This is a genomic window from Xanthomonas hydrangeae, assembly GCF_032697525.1.
GTDB lineage: Bacteria > Pseudomonadota > Gammaproteobacteria > Xanthomonadales > Xanthomonadaceae > Xanthomonas > Xanthomonas hydrangeae.
In genome coordinates this window covers 5,077,384-5,094,936 of sequence record NZ_CP103836.1, presented here as the reverse complement: position 1 = coordinate 5,094,936, position 17,553 = coordinate 5,077,384, and the positions used below count along the sequence as shown (strand labels likewise).

The window sequence follows — 17,553 nt, the reverse complement described above, 5'->3', positions numbered from 1 at the left end:
CCGAGAAACCACCATGATTCCCCATGTGTTTCATCTGACCGCGCCGACCAAGCAATTGCAGTGGGAAGAACGCAGGATCCAGGCCCGTCTGCAGCGGCTACTGCCGGACTGGATCTGCTACGTCTGGGATGATGCGGACAATTCGGAACTGATGCGTCGCGCGTTCCCGGAATTCGCCGAGCGCTACGAGGCGATCCGCTTCGGCGTGATGAAGGCCGACATCGCCCGCTGCGCCTATATGCACGCGCACGGCGGCTTTTATTTCGACACCGATTACAAGCTGCTGCAGCCGCTTGGCGCCGACCTGTTGGTACAGCAATGCGTGCTGCCGATCGAGGATGGCGCGCTGGGCAACGATCAGTTCAAGATCGGCAATGCCGTCTTCGGTTCCCAGGCAGGGCATCCTCTGTGGCGCGCCTTTATCGAGCACATCTTCAGTGTGCATGCGCCGGAGACGCTGGAAGATCACCGGCAGATACCGATGATCTCCGGCCCGCGCGGGCTGACGCGCTTCTACAACGCGTATGGCGAGCAGTTCTCCGGCATCGTGTTCCCGCCGCGCGATGCATTCCATCCGGACCGTACCTGGTTCGGGCTCGGCCACCGCGGCGGCAAGATCGCCGTCGGCTCGCATCTGTGCTGGGCATCGTGGCGCGGCAAGTCGACGCGCCGGGCGGTGACCAATTACCTGCGTCGCAAATTGAGCGCGGTGCCGATCTGATTGCTGCCGGTCGCCATGCAGATCTGTTGAACGGATCTGCATGGCGACCGGCAGTGATTCCGGCTGCAGTCCCATCGCGGCATTTTGTGCGGTTCACGCTGGTGAAGGGCGCTTGCGCAAGCGCGCTTCGCATCGTGCATCGTGCTTGCCATGTCACACATCTCGCGCCGTCGGCGCGGCAGCCCACAGGACTCCGCGTTTCAGGCGTTGAGAGATGTGCAGCCTCAGGCGGCCTCGGCCTGCACCTGGCGCGGGCCTTCCTTGAGCGCACGCGCGATAAGGCCGACCAATAGATCAAGTTCGTCTTCGTCCATGGCGAAATGCGGGGTGAAGCGCAGCGAATTCTCGCCGCCGTGGATCACGTTGACGCCGCGGTGGCGCAACCATTCCTCGGTGGAACCGGCGCCGTAACACTTGAACTGCGGTGCCAGCTCGCAGGAAAACAGCAAGCCGGTGCCCTGCACCTTGGTGATCAAACCTCCGAGCTCGGACTGCAATGCTTCCAGCTTGGCGATCGCCTGCGCACCGCGGCTGCGGATGTTGGCGCGCACCTGCGGAGTGAACAATGCGAGCGTGGCGCAGGCCACATCGAGGGCGCGCGGGTTGGTGGTCATGGTGTTGCCGTAGGTGCCCTTGCGATACACCTGCGCGGCGTGTTCGGTCACGGCCAGCACCGACAGCGGGTATTGCGCGGCATTGAGCGCCTTGGAATAGGTTTCCAGATCCGGCGGGTCGAGCTGCTCGAAGCCGGGATAATCCACCACCGACAGCACGCCGTGCGCGCGCAGGCCGGCCTGGATCGAATCCACCAGCAGCAGGCTGCCGTGCAGGCGGGTCAAGTCGCGCGCAGCGGCATAGAACGCGGCCGGCAATGCGCGGCCCGGGTCGCCTTCGCCCATCACCGGCTCCAGGAACACCGCCTCGATAAACCAGTGATTGCGCGCGGCCTCGTCGAAGGCGCGCTGCAGCGCCGCCACGTCGTACGGCGCGATCGCGATCACCGAATCCTCGTCGCGGTAGCTGGCCAGGTACTTGGTGTAGGTCTTGCGGCTGGAATCGGAATACAGGCCGGGGCGGTCGGTGCGGCCATGGAAGCTGCCCTTGACCACCACGCGCTTGATGGTGGCACCGGCATGCCGGGCGCCCGGGTCGGTGTGCAGCTTGGCGTTGGTGTCGACGATGCGTGCGGCCAGGCCGACCGCTTCGGAGCCGGAGTTGAGACACATGAAGCGCGCAAACGGACAGCCGCCACGCGTATGCCCGATCTCCGCGCGCAGGGCGCGGTCCAACCGGCGCTGCGCCAGGCTGGGCGTCATCACGTTGGCCATCACCTGCGGGCGCGCCATCGCCTCGATTACCGGCGCGGGGGTGTGGCCGAAGCCGAGCATGCCATAGCCGCCGGCGTCGTACAGCACCGCACCCTTGAGCGTAACCACCCAGGGGCCGCGCGCGGCCAGCGCCACGTACGGGGTCACCGCATCGTCGGCGTAGAAATTGATGAAACCGTCCTGCACCGCGCCGATCTGTGCGTCTTCGTCCAGGTCCAGCAGGTCGGCGGCCTCCTCGCGCACCAGCGCATATTCGGCGGCAGCGGCATCGATGGCCTGGGCGAGATCGTCGTGGGTGCTGGCCAGGCGCACGATGCTGGCATCGTCCAGGCCATCGGTCAGGCGGCGGCCGGCATGGGCACGCAGCGGGGCGAGCGGGGCAAGGACGGACATGGCGCATCTCCTACAAGGTGGCGTTCCCTTTCTATTATCGGCAGAAGATCGGCGTTTGGCAGCGTGAATCCGGGCAGGAAGTCAGGTATTTTCGTCGAATCGACGAACCATTTGGGCAAAAGTGAAAATCACTCCCTCCGACGAACGCCTGCTGTCGCTGTTGCGCGAGGACGCGCGCGCCTCCACCGCGCAGATCGCGCGCCGGCTCGGGCTGTCGCGCACCACCGTGCAAAGCCGGATCGAAAAACTCGAACGCGACGGCGTGATCAGCGGCTACACCGTGCGCACCCACGACGCCTACGAACAGGGCCGCATCCGCGCGCACATCCTGATCACCGTGCTGCCCAAGAAGATGCCGGCCGTGGTCAAGGCGCTGCGCGACATCCCGCAGGTGCGCCTGCTGCACTCGGTCAGCGGCGCCTACGACCTGATCGCCCTGGGCGTGGTCGGCGGCGTCAACGAAATGGACGTGCTCACCGACGCCATCGGCGCGATCGACGGCGTGGAGCGCACGACGACGTCGATCATTTTGTCGACGAAGTTTGAGCGGTGAGGGGCGGGGAATCGGGAGTGGGGAATCGGGAATCGTAAAGAGAGCCACGATTCGCGAGCTAGCAAGCCCCTCTCCCCCGGGAGAGGGGTTGGGGTGAGGGTACGGGGCGAAGCCTCTGCAATATTTGAGCGCATTATGCTTCGCCCGTACCCTCATCCGGCGCTGCGCGCCACCTTCTCCCGATGGGAGAAGGATCTGCTACCTCCGCGATCTCCGCAGGTCTTGTTTCCCTGGAGGAAAAGGCTGCCAAACCTGCCTCAGCATGTCCCGCTAAACTAGCGCCCCCAAACCGCTGTACCGCCACGCCTTGAAGAAGTCCGATTTCCATTACGACCTACCCGACGAGCTGATCGCCCAGGCGCCGCTGGCCGAGCGCGCGGCCAGCCGCTTGCTGGTCGTTCCGCCGTCGCCGCAGGCATTCGCCGACCGCCAGGTCCGCGATCTGCCCGAACTGTTGCAGCCCGGCGATCTGTTGATCTTCAACGACACCCGCGTCATCCCGGCGCGCCTGTTCGGGCAGAAGGCCAGCGGCGGGCGGGTGGAAATCCTGATCGAGCGCCTGCTCGGCGATCGCGAGGCGCGCGTGCAGATCGGTGCCAGCAAGTCGCCCAAGGCCGGCAGCTGGATCGCGCTGGATGCCGGTGGGCAGGCCGAGGTGCTGGGCCGCGACGGCGAGTTCTATCTGCTGCGCTTCGATATACCGACGACTCTTGAGCAGTGGCTGCCGGAAGCCGGGCAACTGCCGCTACCGCCGTACATCCGCCGCGAGCCGGGTGTGGAAGACCGCGAGCGCTACCAGACCGTGTTCGCCCGCGAGGTCGGCGCGGTTGCCGCGCCCACGGCCGGCCTGCATTTCGACGAGGCGCTGCTGGCGCAGCTGCGCGAGCGCGGGGTGGAGTTCGGCCATGTCACCTTGCATGTCGGCGCCGGTACCTTCCAACCGGTGCGCGTGGATGCACTGGACCAGCACGTGATGCACACCGAGTGGCTCAACGTCGGTGCCGCACTGGTCGAGCAGGTGCGGCGCACGCGCGCACGCGGCGGCCGCGTCATTGCGGTGGGAACCACGGTGGTGCGCTCGCTGGAAAGCGCCTGGCGTAAAACCGATGCCGCACCCGATGGCGAACTGCTGCCATTCGCCGGCGAAACCCGGATCTTCATCCTGCCCGGTTACCGCATCCGCAGCGTCGATGCGATGGTCACCAACTTTCATCTGCCCGAAAGCACGCTGCTGATGATGGTCTCGGCCTTCGCTGGCCGCGAACGCATCTTTGAGGCCTATCAACACGCCATCGAACAGCGCTATCGCTTCTTTTCGTACGGTGATGCGATGCTGCTGTGGGGCAGGGAATGGGGAATCGGGAATGGGGAATCGTAAGGCAGTACCCGCCATGCGTTCCGACATCCGCCAACCGCTTTTCCGATTCCCCACTCCCGATTCCCCATTCCCGGCCCCCCAATGTCCCGACTCCAGTTCCAGCTCCAAGCCACCGACGGCCGTGCCCGCCGCGGCCGCCTGACCTTTCCGCGCGGCACGGTGGAAACGCCGGCGTTCATGCCGGTGGGCACCTATGGCTCGGTCAAGGGCATCCTGCCCGAGCAGATCCGCGCGCTGGGTGCGGAGATCATCCTGGGCAACACCTTCCATTTGTATCTGCGCCCCGGTCTGGATGTGATCGGCGATCACGGCGGCCTGCACGGCTTCTCGCGCTGGGACGGGCCGATCCTTACCGATTCGGGCGGATTCCAGGTGTTTTCGCTGGCGCATCGTCGCAAGATCACCGAGCAAGGCGTGACCTTCTCCTCGCCCACCGATGGCGCCCGCGTATTCCTGGGCCCCGAAGAAAGCATGCAGATCCAGAAGGTGCTCGATTCGGACGTCGTGATGATCTTCGACGAGTGCACCCCGTATCCGGCTACCGAAGAGGTGGCGCGACGTTCGATGGAACTGAGCCTGCGCTGGGCGCAGCGCTCGCGCGACGCGCACGACGGGCTGGGCAATGACGCGGCGCTGTTCGGTATCGTGCAGGGCGGGGTGCATCCGGACCTGCGCAGCCGCTCGCTGGACGGACTGCAGGGCATCGGTTTCGACGGTTACGCCATCGGCGGGCTGGCGGTGGGCGAGCCGGAGCATGAGCGCAACGCGATGCTGGAACACCTCCATCCGCGCCTGCCGGCCGAGCGCCCGCGCTATCTGATGGGCGTGGGCAGGCCCGAGGACCTGGTCGAAGGCGTGGCGCGTGGCGTGGACATGTTCGACTGCGTGATGCCTACCCGCAACGCGCGCAACGGCCACTATTTCACCTCGTTCGGTACCGTGCGCATCCGCAACGCCAGGTACGAGCGCGATCTGGACACCATCGAGCCGGGCTGCGGGTGTCACGCCTGCAGCAGCGGCTACACGCGCTCCTACCTGCGCCATCTGGACCGCTGCAACGAGATGCTGGCGCCGATGCTGGGCACCCTGCACAACCTCTGGTACTACGAGAAATTGATGGCCGACCTGCGTGCGGCGATCGCCTCGGGAACCTTTGTGGAGTTCCGGCGGTCCTTCTATGCGGCACGCGGCGCCATCACGCCGCCGTTGCCGGGGGAGACCAGCTGAAACCGGCCGTCCGCGCCCTTGCGCGGACGGTTGGGAACCCGCATGGCATAATTCCCGGCTGTTCCGCTTCGGCGGTACCTGAATAGCGAGCGGGCCGGTTGGCGCGCTGGCACCAAACTAGGATGCATTGAATGAATCTGCTCGATTTCCTGATCCCCGTCGCCCAGGCGCAGGCCACCGGTGGCGCGCCGGCCGCCGGCCCGATGGGAAGCCTGTCCACCTTCGCGTTGCCGATCATCCTGATCGCGGTCATGTACTTCCTGATGATCCGCCCGCAGATGAAGCGCCAGAAGGAGCACAAGTCGCTGCTGGACAAGCTGGCGCGCGGTGACGAAGTCATCACCTCCGGCGGCGTGGCGGGCGTGATCACTGACATCGGCGACAACTTCATCACCGTGGAAGTAGCCGACAACGTGCGCATCCGCGTGCAGAAGAGTGCCGTGGGCCATGTGCTGCCCAAGGGCACGCTGAAGTCCGCCAGCTAAGAGCGGCTCCAAAACTACTGCGCGCACCGTCAGGCGGGCGCAGTCGGCGCTGGGAACCGGTGGGTCGCAACACTCCCGTCCCGGCACCGCCCGCATCCACCTGACGACCGCTCGCGACCTTGTGTTGGCCGCTTGAAGTCGTTCTCACTGCTAGGCGCGTCGCCGGGATGGTGTCGCGCGGGACTGTCGCAATGCTCGAATTTCCTCGCTGGAAGTATTTCCTGATCCTGCTGGTGTTGGCGGTCAGCGCGTTGTACGCGCTGCCCAACATCTACCAGAAAGACCCGTCCGTGCAGATCACCGCCAGCCGCGGTGCCCAACTCGACGACGCATTGCGTAGCCGCATCGACGCCGACCTCAAGAGCGCCGGCATCACGCCCAAGGCCGTCACCAAGGAAGGCGAGAGCCTGATGGTGCGCCTGCCCAACCTGCAGGCACAGACCCGCGCCAACGATGTGCTGCGCCAGCAACTGGGCGAGAACTACACGGTGGCGCTGAACCTGGCCTCGACCGTGCCGGACTGGCTGGCCAAGCTGGGCGGCCGGCCGATGGTGCTGGGTCTGGATCTGGTCGGTGGCGTGCATTTCGCCATGCAGGTGGATCAGAAAGCCGCGCTGGAAAAGCGGTTGGACGGCTTTGCCGAAGACATCCGCACCACCTTGCGCGATGGCCGCATCGCCTATCGCTCGGTCGAGCGTCGTGGCGACAACAGCATCCAGGTCAGCCTGAGCGAGGGCGCCAGCGCCGATGCCGCGCGCACCGCGCTGGCCAAGGCGCAGCCGACGTTGACCTACGATGTCAGCGGCCAGAACATCGCAGTGAAGGTGCCGGAGGCCGAACTCAAGCAGATCGCCAGCGGTGCGATCGAGCAGAACCTCACCACCTTGCGTAATCGTGTCAACGCGCTGGGCGTGTCCGAACCGACCATCCAGCGCCAGGGCGAAGACCGTATCGTGGTCGAACTGCCCGGCCTGCAGGACACCGCCGAGGCCAAGCGCCTGATCGGCGCCACGGCCTCGCTGGAATTCCGCGCGGTAGTCGAAGGCAATGCCGAAGACGCCGTGCGCAGCGGCACTATTCCGCCGGAAGCCAAGGTCTACCGCCTGCGCGACAGCAATGCGCCGGTGTTGCTCAACAAGCGCGCGCTGGTGACTGGTGATCAGATGGTCAGTGCCAGCGTCAGCAACGACCAGAACGGCATGCCGGCAGTGGCGGTGACGCTCAACAACGTCGCCGGCCAGCGCATGCTCGACTACACCAGCGCCAATGTCGGCAAGCTGATGTCGGTGGTCTACATCGAGCGCATTCCCACCGTGACCATGGTCGACGGCAAGGAAGTGCGCAGCGTGCGGGTCAAGGAAGAAGCGCTGTCGCCGACCCGCATCGCCGGCGTGTTCGGCAAGAATTTCCAGACCACCGGCCTGGAAAAGGTCGAAGCCGAGAACCTGGCCAAATTGTTGAAGTCCGGCTCGCTGGCCGCGCCGATGGATTTCGTCGAGGAATACGTGATCGGCCCGAGTCTGGGTGCAGAGAACGTGGAGCGCGGCGTCACTGCGGTGGTGTTCTCGTTCGTGTTCACCCTGGTGTTCTTCACCATTTACTACCGCATGTTCGGCGCGATCACCTCGGCGGCGTTGTTGTTCAACCTGTTGATCGTGATCGCGGTGATGTCGCTGTTCGGCGCCACCATGACGCTGCCGGGTTTTGCCGGTCTGGCGTTGTCGGTGGGTCTGTCGGTGGACGCCAACGTGCTGATCAACGAGCGTATCCGCGAGGAATTACGTCTCGGCGTGCCGCCCAAGTCGGCGATCGTTGCCGGTTACGAGAAGGCCGGCGGCACCATCCTCGACGCCAACCTGACCGGGTTGATCGTCGGCGTGGCGTTGTACGCATTCGGCACCGGCCCGCTGAAGGGCTTCGCGCTGACCATGATCATCGGTATTTTTGCCTCGATGTTCACCGCGATCACCGTGTCGCGCGCGCTGGCGGTGCTGATCTATGGCAGCCGCAAGAAGCTGAAGTCTGTCGCTATCTGAGATGCGAGTCCGGCCCCGACCCTGGCAGTCCAGCTGCACAGGGTGGGGTATGAATCCCTTCGCAAGCGTTGCGCATCCTGACGATGCAGACGTCTTAAACGGAAGATCTTTTCCATGAAATTGTTCCCGCTCCATCTCATTCCCAACGACACCAAGATCGATTTCATGCGTCTGCGCAAGCCGGTGCTGATCTTGATGCTGGTGCTGGCGATCGCCTCGATCGGCATCATCGTCGGCAAGGGCTTCAACTACGCACTGGAATTCACCGGCGGCACGCTGGTGCAGACCTCGTTCCAGAAGACGGTGGACGTGGACCAGGTGCGCGAGCAGCTGGCCAAGGCCGGCTTCGAGAACGCCCAGGTGCAGAACGCGCGCGGCGGCAATGAGGTGATGATTCGCCTGCAGGCACGCGAGCAGCACAACAACCGCGACGATGCCGCAACCACCGTGGCCGAAGAAGTGCGCAAGGCGGTCAGCACCGAGCAGAACCCCGCCACCGTGCAGCCGGGCGAATTCGTCGGCCCGCAGGTCGGCAAGGACCTGGCCTTGAACGGCGTGTACGCAACGGTGTTCATGCTGGTGGGCTTTCTGATCTACATCGCCTTCCGCTTCGAGTGGAAGTTCGCCGTGGTCGCTAGCCTGACCGCCTTGTTCGACCTGTTGGTCACGGTGGCCTTCGTGTCGCTGACCGGCCGCGAGTTCGACCTGACCGTGCTGGCCGGCCTGTTGTCGGTGATGGGTTTTGCGATCAACGACATCATCGTGGTGTTCGACCGCGTGCGCGAAAACTTCCGCGCGCTGCGCGTGGAGCCGCTGGAAGTGCTGAACCGCTCGATCAACCAGACGCTGTCGCGCACGGTGATCACCGCGGTGATGTTCTTCCTGTCGGCGCTGGCGTTGTACATCTACGGCGGCGAGTCGATGGAAGGCCTGGCCGAAACGCACATGATCGGCGCGGTGATCGTGGTGATCTCCTCGATCATCGTCGCAGTGCCGATGCTGAGCATCGGGCCGTTTGCGGTGACCAAGCAGGATTTGCTGCCCAAGGCCAAGGACGTGGAGGCGCTGGCGCGTCGTCCTTGATCGGTTGGCAAAAGGTCTGACGAAAAAACCGCGCATTGCGCGGTTTTTTTTTGTTTTTGGCGGTGTAGGTCGTGAGTGTACGGTTGTGCACTGTCACGTTACTACTCAAGATCGTGAGCACCAGGGATTTCGTCGGACACGTGATGCCGATCGATACGCAGTACGTTGCGTAGAGAGCCGCTGGCCAGGATGAAGCGCCGTGTCCAACTGAGACACGCCTGCTCGGTGCGCAGGCTGTAGTGCCGAAGGCGCAAGCGGTCGCGCACTCGATCGAGCAACCGCGTCGGCGGACGTGCTGTTATGCCATTGTTTTTGGGGGAGTATTTCATACGCCTGCCTCCTTCCTGGATAAGGCTGGAAGCCTCGCAATAGTAGAGTCCGCTTGATATCGTGTAATCCCGTGATCGCGGCTACGGGTTTTCCCCCATTTACAAAGCGCCAGCGATCGAAGATATTCCGTGCAACACCCAATTTGGGCGGTCCAATAGTAGTTAGGCACCACTATGCCCATTCCAGCCACTCGTGAGAACCTTACTGAAGCTCTTGCGCGTGCTGATGATTCGTCGCGGGCCGATCGCGTAGATCGGATCGAGTGGCTGGCTCAGCACTACTTTCATCCGGGCGCGGTCATGGGTGATCTAACGATCCTCCACATGCTGGAAGAAGCGCGGCTCTGTTTTGTTTCCGGCCACTTTGTTGGTGCATTGCTCCTTGCCACTTCTTTCGTAGAGCACACACTTAGCGAAGAGCTAGAAAGCTTGGCTCCTGCGCAGGAGCGACATACATTTGAGCTAATGATTAAGGCCGGGCGCCAACACCTTTCGTTGCCAAATGACTTGTTTGACCGCACCGACAGGCTTCGGCAGCTGCGCAATCCGTTCACGCACCGCAAAGCGGCTAACCACCCTGATGCATTCGGCACCAGATTCTTGGCCAAAAAAGTCCATCCAGCTACGATACTGGAGTCGGATGCCAAGCTTGCTATGGAGGTCATGTATGAGTGGTTTCGGCGCACCCTGCGGAGTGTCTAACAATTCATTCAAGCCGAACCCGCTTCGCAGGTCGGCTTAATTCAGGCTTTAGACCGCTCAAGGAGTTCATCGTAACCATGAAAGTATTTCTGCACACCCGTAGCCCGAAGCAACGAGACTGGCTAAACGAGGAGCGAGATTTTTCTCGCATCCCCGTTGTGGGCGAGTACGTGGCAACCTCAAGTGACGGTCCGTGGTTCAAGGTTGAGCTCGTAGTTCACACGCCGTTTCCGTGCGACTTCGACGCTGAGGTGTACGCCGTTGCGGCAGACCACCTTGAGGTTCTCAAAGAGACTTTGGATGGCTAGCATTTCTCTGACGCGGCCTAACAATTCATTCAAGCCGACCCCGCTTCGCGGGTCGGCTTAACTAAGGCGTTAGGGCTCACACACAAATGCCAGCACGTCTCTACCAAGAAACCCTAGACGAGATGGATCTGGCCTTGATCGCGCTGGCCGAGCTGACACCACCGCCACATGCCGTCCCGTTCAAGGGTGGTTTTGTCTATCGTCATATCGAGCAGCTTCCTCAGCAAGCGATCGTCCAAAAGCTTGCTCGCCTGCCATCTGGCCTTCGTGCGGCGGCCTCGCTTCTTGAGACTGGATTCTTTCAAGAACAAGCCGCGCTACAACGATTGATCGATGAGATCGGAGAAGACGTCATTTTCCTGTCCATTCCGCTCATTTATGGCGGGGAGCAACCGGTCCATACTGAGTACCTGCAAGCTTTCTTTGCAGAAGAGTTTGATCCTGCGACAGGCTTACCTAATACTCAAGATCGTCCGATGGTCAGGCGCAAAAAGATTCGCGCTTACATTGCGCAGTCCCCAATAGCAACTCCTGATCCAAGTGGTCACATTGGCGCGTCAAGAACGCTCAGCAAGGCATACTCCGGCTATGTTCACGCCGCGTCACCTCAGATAATGGACATGTACGGTGGTGATCCGCCGCGATTCCACACCTCCGGAATGCTAGGTACGCCACGCGAGCCAGAACATCGTCAAGATATTGCAAACTACTTCTATCGTAGCGCTACTGCGTATGCTGTGGCTGCGCGTGCTTTTGGCAACCAACCTGTTTTCAATCGCCTCTTCGCTCTTTGCGTCAAATATGAAGCGACCATGGGGATCAGGTAGTGAGCCCTAACAATTCATTCAACCCGAAGCCTCTTCGCGGCTCGGCTTAATTCTGGTGTTAGGCGCCATGGACACAGATCGGGCATCCGCAGCAAAGAGCTATCAAGAGATCGCCAGCCTGACGCTTGGCGGCTATCAGCTCATTGAGGCACTGCTAAAGACCTACTTGCGGAACTACTTCAGCATTGCCAAGCATCGCTTAGGTATCGACCTGCACTTCGGTTTCACAGGCAGCGACTACGACAACGCAGCGCTTGGTACGCTCCTGAAAGTCTTCGCTAAGACATGCTCAGACTCACAGCTTGTCAAAGACCTTCAGGCCGAGATTCCTCACCGAAACCACGTGGCCCATCAGGCGTCACTCGTGATGTTCAGGCGGCAGCCGTGCAGTTCTGAAGAACTTCAAGCACTTTCGGAAGAGCTTTCGATCCGCAGTGGTTCTATCACTAGTCTTCTGACTCGCGTAAACAATGTGCACGATCTGCTCTTGGCGCCCTACCGCGGAAAACTTGGGCTTGGCGCCTAACAATTCATTCAAGCCGAGCCCGCTTCGCGGGTCGGCTTAATTCAGGCGTTAGGCCCGTAAAAACAGAATGCCGCAGACGGAAACTGATCCGTCTGCGGCATTGTTAGTATCACTCTTCGGCAATGATTGTGATGCCACGTTCAGTCACTTGCACTTGTGCTTTGTGGCCTACGGAAAATCCTGCCGCTTGCAACCAATCTCCGCTCAAACGCAAGAACGGTACCTGTCTCGGCCGGGTTCGGCGCTCTACATCTTTGTGCTTGCTTTCGTAGACCTGATAGCCAACGGTTAAAAAACGCAGTTCCGGCTGCGCAGTCTTTCTCTTTACGGCCATAGTGGTGCTCCTAGCGGATTGTTGAGTTACGCCCCTGTTGAGAGGGCGACCGAGTACTTCAACACCGCCGCTAGACGGCCCCCAGCTTTCCCCGGCAAGCCGAGTCTTGTATGACTGGACGCTACTCGGCCATAGAAACTATGGGCGCAAAAAAACCGCGTTTCAGTCGCGGGCACTGCTAGCGGAAGGTATGTTGAGTACCTTAAGTCAATTTAGCGCTCTACTGGCTTGCGGTCAACTGGTGGGCATGGGCCTAATAATTCGTTCAAGCCGACCCCACATCGTGGCAGCGCCAGCGTGCTTTACGCTACGCTAGCACGTACTCGCTGCCCCGCAGCGGGTCGGCTTAATTCAGGCGTTAGGCGGTGGTGGAGCAAAACACCTTGGCGTTCTACCTCGTCAGCTGCTTCAGCACGCACGGGGGGGACGTCGGTTTCAAGATCATCATGAGATCGAGCAGCAGACGCTGAAGAACAAGTCGCACTTATCAACCCAGGCCTTCTGCCAAACTCCAGATTGGCTGACAGGAGTAGTTGAATGCCCATGCAGCCGATGATGGCGCTAGACTTCGGTCACAGCAATCCAAGGGTGTGAGCCTGTGGACGGGATGCAACGCATGGAAACCAACATGACCAATCAGCCAAAAAAGGGCGAGTTTTTCGAGCTGCTGCCGGACGCCCGGCGTGGAGGAAAGGGCCACGGGGTGGTCTTCGAAAATGAGCAGGCTCTTTTGACGCCGCCCCGGCTTATTTTGCAGCCAGACGAAGGCGGATTTCCTCCGTTGAAAGAGACGCCACTATTGATTTACAACCCCGTGGAAGGAGCGTTGCCTCAGGATCTTGAGGGAGGCTTCAGCGGCTACTGGCTGGTCTCCGAGCGGCTCCGCAGGGTGATGGAATCTGTGGATGCGGATGCCTTCGCCTTCGCTGATACCGACTATCGCTTGGCCGATGGTTCCAAAGGTCCGACCGTCTTCCTCTGCGATGTTGTTCGCACATTAGATGCTTTGGATGAGGAAGCCTCGGAACTCGATATCAAAATTAGCGACGATTACGAAGCTGGAAAGTATTACAGCCTTGCGGGCGGTAGTCGCTTGGCTTTCAAGAGTGATGTGCTCGGAAACGCGCATGTATTTAAGCTTCCTTTTAACGATGGCGTATTTTGTGATCGGGTATTCAAGGGGGCGGTTGAGGCTGCCGAAATTGGCACCAATGGGAATTCTGACGGGCTATGGTTCTATGACGTCGTGAATCGTTGATGCGCCGAATACGAGCAGGGAGTAGCTTGGTTTATGTCGAAATATCGGACGCTTTTTCAAGATCATCACGAGATTGAGCAACAAACGCTTAAAAGCAGTAAGTTGCTTTCGAAGTTGCAAGAGATCGGTCGGTTTGATATTCATGCGCAAGAAAACCGCATCTTCTTGCCGTCCGATCCAAAGTTCGCTCACTCTCTGGTCATTTCGCCGCACAGCGGCGGCCCGCTTGGTGCCTATCAGTATGGCGTAATTAAGCGCTTGGAAGAAATTCAGGCAACTCGAGATGGTCGAGCGGCTCTGCGAGGCGACCCGGAGGCGTTGAATCGAGTCGTCCAGCGTGTGGAGCAGTTGCGCGACACGCTTGCGGTTGGACTGATCAACAATGACTTGAACACCAACACGCCACTCGGCCTTACTCCCGCTCAGGCAAGCGTGAAAGTTCAGGGTTTTATGCAAAACAGCCCGAGCTATCACCAAGCCCATGCTCAACAGCTTGATGCTCTTAAGGGGCTCACGGGAGTTGATCGTGGTTGGGCAGGTGTGACGAACTCTGAGTCTCGCATTGTCACCACGCTCAGCCAGATCCAGGCCAGTAACACCGCCATCATTCGAGGCGGGGACATCCAGCTTCAGCGCAGCGGATTGTCGCTCGCCATCGCCAATGCTCACCACGATGGGCGCGTGGTCTTGTCTGAGCAGGGCATCCTCAAGGTCGAGCAGGTTCTGGGCGAGGAAGCCGCACACAACCTGCGCGTCCCCAGAGGTCAGCGCGGTGGCGTATCCATAGAGCTACTACTGGGCAATGCGTCGGCCAGCACCTTGGTGCGATCGGGCGGTTTGTTGGCGACCGGCGCAGACGCAGTGATGACCGCCCGCCGATCGGCCGAGTTGCTGGAACAGGGCAATGCCACAGCCGCGCAGTCCGAAGTCACCCATGCATTAGCCCGCAACGTCGGCGGCTGGGCCGGTGGTGCATCCACCGCCGCAGCGCTGGGCGGCAGCGGCTTTGTGCCGGCGGCCTTGGTTGTGGGCGACGCGCTGTTGATGAGCAAGGCGTTCGACAAAGGCGCCGATTTGCTGGACAACCGCGCCATCTATAACCATACCGACAAGGCCGGGGTGGAGTGGCAGTTCAACGGGCGGGATTGGCAGCGCCAGGCCGCGTTCGACCGATCCAGTGGCCACCCCACGCAAGAAGCGGTGTGTGCCAGTTACGCCAAATCCAAGGAACTGGGGGCCATGGCTAACGCTAAGGCGGTGGAACTAGCGCTTGGCAAAGCACCGCCGCCCCAGGACCCGTTCAACCTTCCGGCTCAAGCAAGCGACCAAGTGGGTTTGGACAACCAAAATTGGCATCGCAATCCGGCCACGGAGACCTGAGAGCGCCAGGTCAAGACCGGCTTGACGGGTGCGGATGATCGCGGCGTCTACGAGCCACAAATCGCAAGTGCTGAGCAGACACAACGCTTGAATCAGGAGGCTCTGGCCCGGATCGAGACCAACATAGGCACCGGCCGTGAGGCCATTGCGCAGGCCTACCTCGAAAGCCATGCCGCCCAGCGCGGGCAAGACTATGGGGTGGGCGTTCCTGCCGCCGTGGAAAGTGCTCATGCCAAGCCGGGTCTGGTGCAAGGCCACGATGGTCAGACCTACCAGCGCACCGAGTCAGGACAGTGGGCCGGCAAGGATGGCGTCGCCAGCGGCAACCTGGCGGCTGAGCTGGAGCTCACCAACCAGATGCGCCAGCCCTCGCTGGAGCGCGCTCAGGAGACCCTGGCGGCGATTGAAGCGCGTCCGGCACCCACGGCCGCCGGGATGCAGCACAGCGAGCTGCTGCACCGTTACCGGGCCGCAGGCGTTGATTTGAACGTCAACCCGCAGACCCAGCAGGCCGTAGAGCTGGCCGTGCAGCGGACCGTGGAGGCCAACGGCATCACCGGGCCGACCATGCAGCAGTTGCAGCGCAACGAGGCCGGGCAATACGGCTATGACAGCCCCATCGCACACCTGCAGCAAGGGCCCGATGGCATCGCACGCGTGGTGGCTGTGACCAGCAGCGATGAGATTCGGCAGGCGCTGAGTGAGACGCAAGGCAATCGGCGAGGATCGCCGATCCCTGGGCGCATGACTGAGGGAACCGCAGACGCGGACTCCTCGACCTCCGAGTCGTCCAATCCGCAGCAAGTGCTGGATATCCAGGCACGCATGCAAGCCTCCGTCGCGGCGCAGGCGCGACAAGAACGCGAACAGCAAGATCGCCTCGCGCAAGAGCAACACGCCGCGCAGGTGCGCGAGCACCTCCAGCAGGCACAGCCTGAGCATGAAGACAGGCCACAAAGCGAACAAGCGATCCAGGCGCACGCGGTGCTGGAAGGTCAACGCCAAACCGAGCAGCAGCGTGAGCTAGAAGAGCGCCAGGTGCAGGAGCGCCAAGTGCAGACCAGCCAGCAACGCGAGCTGCAGGAGCGTGAGGAGAGGGACGCCCAGCAACGGCAGGCGCAGGAACGCCAAGCCGAGGACAACCAGCAGCGGAAGCAACAAGACCGCCAGGCTCAAGAAGCCAGGCAGGTTGAGGTCCAGGAGGGTCAGGCTCGGCAAGCGCAGCAGCAAGACCCCAGCCAGCACGCCTCGCAGCAACCAGACACTCAGCCGAATGCTCAAGGTGCCGCGCCGACTCAGCAAACAACGCTCCCTCAGTCGCAGCAGGAGGATGCACGCTCACGGCTGGAAACGCAGAATCAACCGACGAACGAACGCCTTGCTCCTGACGCACATGACGCACTGAAGCAAACGCCCGAGGCAGGTGACACGCAGCCGCGTCAAGCACAAGAAGCAGAGCACGCGCTGGAAATGTCAGCGGTGGAGAGCCGCGACACGGCGCGCATCCAGGTGCCTCCCTCCGAGGGGCAGGAATCGGGCAACCAACCTTTGCAAAGCGCGCAGGCCGATGCGGTGCCTCCAGCGCTGTCTCGCCACGTGCAAACGCAGCAGATTGAGATGGAGCAAGCGTCGGTCCGCCAGCAAGACACGGCGCGTGAGCAGGAGGAAGCGCCGATTCGTGTCGTGGCTCAAACAACGCCTGCCACGGCAGATCCGTTGATTGCAGCGCAGGCCACGGCGCTTACCACTCCTGAGCACGACACCAAGGCCGAGCAGCCCAGTCCCTCAAATGGTTCACTCACTGAGCATGTGGCGACTGTGCCGCCTGCATACCTCGCGCAGGCACACGGGCAATCGTTAGTAGGTAGTGCAGAGAATCGCTTTCCCAAGGAGCCAGCAGACGCGGAAAACCAGCAGGCCCAATCGACCCCTGTGCAGGAACGCAGCGCCGCAGACCCGGGTGGCGCTCTATTCCTGGAAGAGACCATGCGCTCGCTGCGCCAGCTGCAACAAGAGATTGAGCGGGCCGATCGGGAAGACGAGCGCTTCCACCTGGAGTGGAAGGAGCATCGCGAGCGCGGAGAACCCTATCCCTTCGTTCGCGACGACACACGAAGCGTGGACAGCGCAAGCCTCGATGGGTTCCCGCAGCACGAGCAAGGCCGCCGCTCGCCCAGTGAAGTGGCTGCACAAGCCGATGCCTTATCACCTCTAGCCCAGCGCTCCATCGGGCCAGGGGTAGTGGATGAACCAAACGATTCGTCGAAAGCTGAGCGGAAATCCATCACGGGTGATCCGGACGTGGACGAGGTGCTCTATGCGCTCGACAGCAAGAGCGAGTTGGCGATCGAGCGGGCCTTGAATCGGGTGGCCAACAGCACAGCGACGCAGGCGCTCATCAAAAGAGGCAACGAGTTCCTGGAAGCGCAGGCCCAGCAGGAGGCTCAGGAGCACGTCGCCACACGCCAGGCGCTGGGGATGGATGTCTCAGCAGAGGTCAATACCAGCCGCGGACCAGTGATGGTGATGACCTTACCCGAGTTCGCCAAGGGGCCGATGCAGAGCGGTCCCCAAGGGGACGGCGGCGGAGGTGGAGACGGCGGTGGGGGCGGTGGAGGAGGCGGTGGTGGTGGAGGGGGCGGCGGTTAGTCAGAATCTCTTCCGTGACCAGCCACGTTTAGGAGA

The 17,553-nt window shown here is 61.8% G+C and carries 14 protein-coding genes and 1 pseudogene; 12 read left to right on the top strand and 3 right to left on the bottom strand.

From position 1 onward, the window contains the following. Nucleotides 1-13: 13 nt before the first annotated feature. Complete coding sequence (locus NYR97_RS21510; protein ID WP_316695682.1) at nucleotides 14-721, top strand: glycosyltransferase family 32 protein; 708 nt, start codon at nucleotides 14-16, stop codon at nucleotides 719-721. 224 nt (nucleotides 722-945) lie between these two features. Here NYR97_RS21510 and NYR97_RS21505 read toward each other — a convergent pair whose 3' ends face one another. After that, on the bottom strand, nucleotides 946-2,442 hold the full coding sequence (locus NYR97_RS21505) for an aminotransferase class III-fold pyridoxal phosphate-dependent enzyme (RefSeq protein ID WP_316695681.1): 1,497 nt from the start codon (nucleotides 2,440-2,442) through the stop codon (nucleotides 946-948). A gap of 121 nt (nucleotides 2,443-2,563) precedes the next feature. On the opposite strand from NYR97_RS21505, the gene NYR97_RS21500 reads away from it, so the two are divergent. From NYR97_RS21500 to secF, 6 genes are all read left to right on the top strand, one after another. Further along, the gene (locus NYR97_RS21500) at nucleotides 2,564-2,995 is read left to right on the top strand and encodes an Lrp/AsnC family transcriptional regulator (RefSeq protein ID WP_016903291.1); all 432 of its coding nucleotides are present in this window, start codon (nucleotides 2,564-2,566) and stop codon (nucleotides 2,993-2,995) included. A gap of 307 nt (nucleotides 2,996-3,302) precedes the next feature. Then, entirely contained in the window at nucleotides 3,303-4,373 is a 1,071-nt protein-coding gene (gene queA / locus NYR97_RS21495) for a tRNA preQ1(34) S-adenosylmethionine ribosyltransferase-isomerase QueA (RefSeq protein WP_316695680.1), read from the top strand. An 81-nt stretch (nucleotides 4,374-4,454) separates the two neighbouring features. Further along, complete coding sequence (gene tgt / locus NYR97_RS21490; protein ID WP_316695679.1) at nucleotides 4,455-5,600, top strand: tRNA guanosine(34) transglycosylase Tgt; 1,146 nt, start codon at nucleotides 4,455-4,457, stop codon at nucleotides 5,598-5,600. 131 nt (nucleotides 5,601-5,731) lie between these two features. Beyond that, entirely contained in the window at nucleotides 5,732-6,085 is a 354-nt protein-coding gene (gene yajC / locus NYR97_RS21485; protein WP_104612453.1) for a preprotein translocase subunit YajC, read from the top strand. Between the two features lie 191 nt (nucleotides 6,086-6,276). Continuing rightward, entirely contained in the window at nucleotides 6,277-8,121 is a 1,845-nt protein-coding gene (secD, locus tag NYR97_RS21480) for a protein translocase subunit SecD (RefSeq protein ID WP_316695677.1), read from the top strand. Between the two features lie 114 nt (nucleotides 8,122-8,235). Then, entirely contained in the window at nucleotides 8,236-9,204 is a 969-nt protein-coding gene (gene secF / locus NYR97_RS21475) for a protein translocase subunit SecF (protein WP_115040360.1), read from the top strand. Nucleotides 9,205-9,305: 101 nt separating this feature from the next. On the opposite strand, the gene NYR97_RS21470 is transcribed toward secF, so the two are convergent. Beyond that, a complete protein-coding gene (locus tag NYR97_RS21470) occupies nucleotides 9,306-9,533 on the bottom strand; it encodes an integrase (protein ID WP_316695676.1) in 228 nt (75 codons plus the stop codon). 174 nt (nucleotides 9,534-9,707) lie between these two features. On the opposite strand from NYR97_RS21470, the gene NYR97_RS21465 reads away from it, so the two are divergent. The 3 genes from NYR97_RS21465 to NYR97_RS21455 all read left to right on the top strand — a co-directional run bounded on the left by NYR97_RS21465 (nucleotide 9,708) and on the right by NYR97_RS21455 (nucleotide 11,896). Further along, nucleotides 9,708-10,235 (top strand): hypothetical protein, encoded by a 528-nt coding sequence (locus NYR97_RS21465; protein ID WP_316695674.1) that lies wholly within the window; start codon nucleotides 9,708-9,710, stop codon nucleotides 10,233-10,235. 394 nt (nucleotides 10,236-10,629) lie between these two features. Continuing rightward, nucleotides 10,630-11,370, top strand: coding sequence for a hypothetical protein (locus NYR97_RS21460; RefSeq protein WP_316695673.1), 741 nt, complete (start codon nucleotides 10,630-10,632; stop codon nucleotides 11,368-11,370). A 67-nt stretch (nucleotides 11,371-11,437) separates the two neighbouring features. Then, on the top strand, nucleotides 11,438-11,896 hold the full coding sequence (locus tag NYR97_RS21455; protein ID WP_316695671.1) for a hypothetical protein: 459 nt from the start codon (nucleotides 11,438-11,440) through the stop codon (nucleotides 11,894-11,896). 109 nt (nucleotides 11,897-12,005) lie between these two features. Here NYR97_RS21455 and NYR97_RS21450 read toward each other — a convergent pair whose 3' ends face one another. After that, nucleotides 12,006-12,230, bottom strand: coding sequence for a SymE family type I addiction module toxin (locus tag NYR97_RS21450; protein WP_076037648.1), 225 nt, complete (start codon nucleotides 12,228-12,230; stop codon nucleotides 12,006-12,008). 616 nt (nucleotides 12,231-12,846) lie between these two features. Between NYR97_RS21450 and NYR97_RS21445 the strand changes: the two genes are divergently transcribed. Together NYR97_RS21445 and NYR97_RS21440 are read left to right on the top strand one after the other, a co-directional pair. Then, nucleotides 12,847-13,488, top strand: coding sequence for a DUF1629 domain-containing protein (locus NYR97_RS21445; RefSeq protein WP_316695669.1), 642 nt, complete (start codon nucleotides 12,847-12,849; stop codon nucleotides 13,486-13,488). Nucleotides 13,489-13,521: 33 nt separating this feature from the next. Next, nucleotides 13,522-17,517, top strand: a pseudogene (locus tag NYR97_RS21440) (hypothetical protein). Nucleotides 17,518-17,553 lie beyond the last annotated feature (36 nt).